At 68.6% G+C, this 2,960-nt stretch carries 3 protein-coding genes; all 3 read right to left on the bottom strand.

From position 1 onward, the window contains the following. Positions 1-692: alcohol dehydrogenase catalytic domain-containing protein (locus tag VFB40_RS18445; RefSeq protein ID WP_324852304.1), on the bottom strand; the 692-nt coding region annotated here is incomplete at its 3' end. 66 nt (positions 693-758) lie between these two features. Beyond that, positions 759-1,742, bottom strand: a complete 984-nt coding sequence (locus tag VFB40_RS18440; protein ID WP_324852302.1) for an alpha/beta hydrolase — start codon at positions 1,740-1,742, stop codon at positions 759-761. Then, positions 1,736-2,960, bottom strand: a 1,225-nt coding sequence (locus tag VFB40_RS18435) for a thioesterase domain-containing protein (protein ID WP_324852300.1), incomplete at its 5' end; no start/stop codon positions are given. The genes VFB40_RS18440 and VFB40_RS18435, both read right to left, overlap by 7 nt.

Genomic DNA, 2,960 nt, shown 5'->3' with positions numbered 1-2,960 from the left:
ACGATGTCGCCCATTTTGATGCGGGCGCCGTGGGCGCCGATGAGCATGCGGTAGGCGGTGCCCAGGCACAGGGTGTTGCAGGCGGCTTCCTCCCAGGACAGGTGGGGGGGTTTGCGTACTAGTTGGGTGGCTTTGGCCAGGGCGTAGTGGCCGAAGGCGCCGAAGTTGGTTTCGAAGCCCCAGGCCAGTTGGCGGCTGGAGAGCATGCCGTCTTCCTGGGCGGCGGCTTGTTGTTCGTCGATGACGACGGGGGAGAGCACGACGTGGTCGCCGATCTTCCAGTGGCGTACGGCGGCGCCGGTGCGCACGATGATGCCGGCGGCGTCGGAGCCGATTTGCTGGTAGTCGCGGTCGTGGCGGGTCTCCCAGCCGCCGTGGCGGGCCAGGTCGTGTAGGAAGCGGAAGGTGGGGACGGGTTCGAACATGGCGGACCAGACGGTGTTGTAGTTGATGGCGGCGGCCATGACCGCGACGATGACTTCGTCGGGGGCCAGCTCGGGCATGGGCAGCTGGCCTAGGTGCAGGCTGCGGCGTACGTCCTTGTCGGGTGCGTCCTTGAAGAGGTCTTGGTCCTGGCGGCGTAGGAACGCCGCCGGGTAGCTGTCCGGCAGCGGGCAGGCCGCCAACTCCTCAGCCCCCGCCCCAGCCAGAACGGCCTCACTCAGCGCGCTGGTATCGCCGAAACTGTTCATTGATTCGCTCCTCCGCGGGAAAAGGCGGGTGTCGGGAAAAGCCGAGGTGAGGGGTGCAGCGCCTGGTTAGGAAAGGCCCAGGCTGGCGGCGAGCATCGGCCAGGACTTGGTGAACTCGCGCCGCCAGTCCGGCCAGTCGTGCACGCCGCCGGGGTAGAAGTCGGTCTGCGCCTGGATGCCGAGCAGTTTCAGCCGCTGCGCGAAGGACTTGGCCTGCGGCCACAGCGCGCTTTCCAGGGAGGCGCCGACGAGGTTGTCGCGTTCGCCGCTGTCCAGGCCGCTGCCGCAGGACACGAATATGGCCGTCCAGCGCAGGTAGGGCATGAGGTCGTACGGGTTGTCGGCGTTCCACAGGCCGGCGTTCGAGCCCGGATCGCCCCACAGCGCGCTCGGGTTCACGTTCTCTCTGGCCACGATCGCGTCTATGACTGCGGGAACGCCGAGCGCCGTCGTGTCCAGCACACCGCTGTACGACGCGGCCGCGGTAAACGCCCCGGGGCGATGCGCCGCCATCGCCATGGCGCCATATCCGCCGGTTGACACGCCTGCTACCGCCCGCGTGTCACCGGCGTGGTAGGACCGCTGCAACAACTGCATCAGCTCGGTGACTTCGAAGGTCTCGTAGTCCGGCTTGCCGGTGCCGCCGTTGAGCCACTTGGTCGGTATCCCGGTCGGTCCGGCCGACGGCATCGCGACGATCAGCTCCTTGTCCGCGGTGAACGACTCGATCTCGGTCTCGCGGGTCCACGCGGTGTAGTCGTCGTGCGCGCCCTGCAGCAGGTAGAGGACCGGCCACGTGCGGTTGGCGTCGGCGGACCAGTCGCGCGGCAGCAGGACCCTGACCGGGACGATCGCGCCGACGGCCGGGGAGCTGATCCGCAGGTCGAGCATGCGGCTGTCGAGCTGGGTCACGCCGGACACGAAGGCGCCGTCGTCGGAGGACACCGGCGCGGACGAGGGATCGGTCGCTACCGACGCGGCGACCGGGGCGGTGAGCACGGTGCCGGTCGCCGCGAGAGCGAGCACGAGCGTTATCGCGGATCTCAACATTGGAGATCCTCCGCGAGCAGCGCGCCCAGCACGTCGACCGCCGGGGGATCGAGCAGGGAGAGGTGATGGCCCGGCACGCGCTTGACGGTCAGGTCCGGGCAGAACTGCTCCCAGCCGAGCCTTTCGTCGTCGCGCTCGTAGCGGGGATCGCGCACCGTGTGCGGCGCCAATTCGGTCGCGCGGTACAGCAGCGTGCGGCCCGGGTACGGGCTCGGTTCGTGCCGCTCGCCGCTGCGTAGATCCAGGTACGAATCGCGCTGGTGCTCGACGATGGCGGGAGGAAGGTCGACGACCTGTTGCAGGGTCTTGATGACCAGTTCGATCTGCATGGCGTCGTCGAGCACTGCGAGTTCGTCGTATGGCAGCCGGAGCGGCGTGCCGTAGACCTGCTCGACGTATTTGGCGAAGGCCGCGAAGCGGTTGTGTGCCTCCTGCTCGCGGCTGAGATCGGGCCTCGGCAACGGCAGCACCGTGTCGATGAGGATCAGCGCACTGACGGTGCCGTGCGCGGCGAGCAGACGTGCCGCCTCCTGCCCGACAAGCCCGCCGAAGGACCATCCGCCGACGAACCACGGGCCGCTCGGGTGCAGGGCGCGGATCACTCGCGCGTATTCGGCGGCCTGGTCGCGAACTTCTGGTGCCTCGGTGAGGCGTTCGAGGCCGTAAACCGGCCGGTCCGGGCCGAGCCGCTGGACCAGCGTGCGGTACACGGCCGTCGAGCCGCCCGCCGGATGAATCAAGAACAGCGGAGCCTGCGTACCGCCCTGCTGGAGCACGCGCACCGGGCCGTCGACAGGCTCTTCCAGCAGCGGTCGCACATGGTTCGCGACATCGGCGAGGGTGCATTCAGCCGTGGGCTCCGCGAGCGCGGGCACCGGTCGTTGCAACCGTTCGCCGAGGGCTTGTACGAGGGCTGCGGCAAGCCGGGGCCGGCCGGTGAGTGCTTCGAGTTTGTCGCAGACGCCAATGCTGAGATCGCCGCTCACCGCTTGCCAGGCTTGCGTCACCAGACGTTCGGCGGCGTCGCGGGGGAGTACGCCTCGTGCCTGGCCGGGGGCAGGAGGTGAAACAGATGCGGCGTTACTCGACGGCTCCGGCCGTTCGCCGAGGAGGTCGGCGATACCCGCGATCGTGCCCTGATTCAGGAGGTCGCGAGCCGCGATCTCGATCCCGAATTCGTTCTTCACCCGGCCGAGAATGCGGGCGGCTTGCAGTGAG

The sequence above is a fragment of the Actinocrinis sp. genome (assembly GCF_035650855.1).
GTDB lineage: Bacteria > Actinomycetota > Actinomycetes > Streptomycetales > Catenulisporaceae > Actinocrinis.
Note: the sequence above shows the minus strand (reverse complement) of the source record. Positions and strands in the feature narration are given on the sequence as shown.

What these genes read in the sequence shown, in the direction of transcription:
- VFB40_RS18440 (WP_324852302.1), bottom strand. Translation starts at nt 1,742, where the DNA reads ATGTTGAGATCCGCGATAACGCTCGTGCTCGCTCTCGCGGCGACCGGC.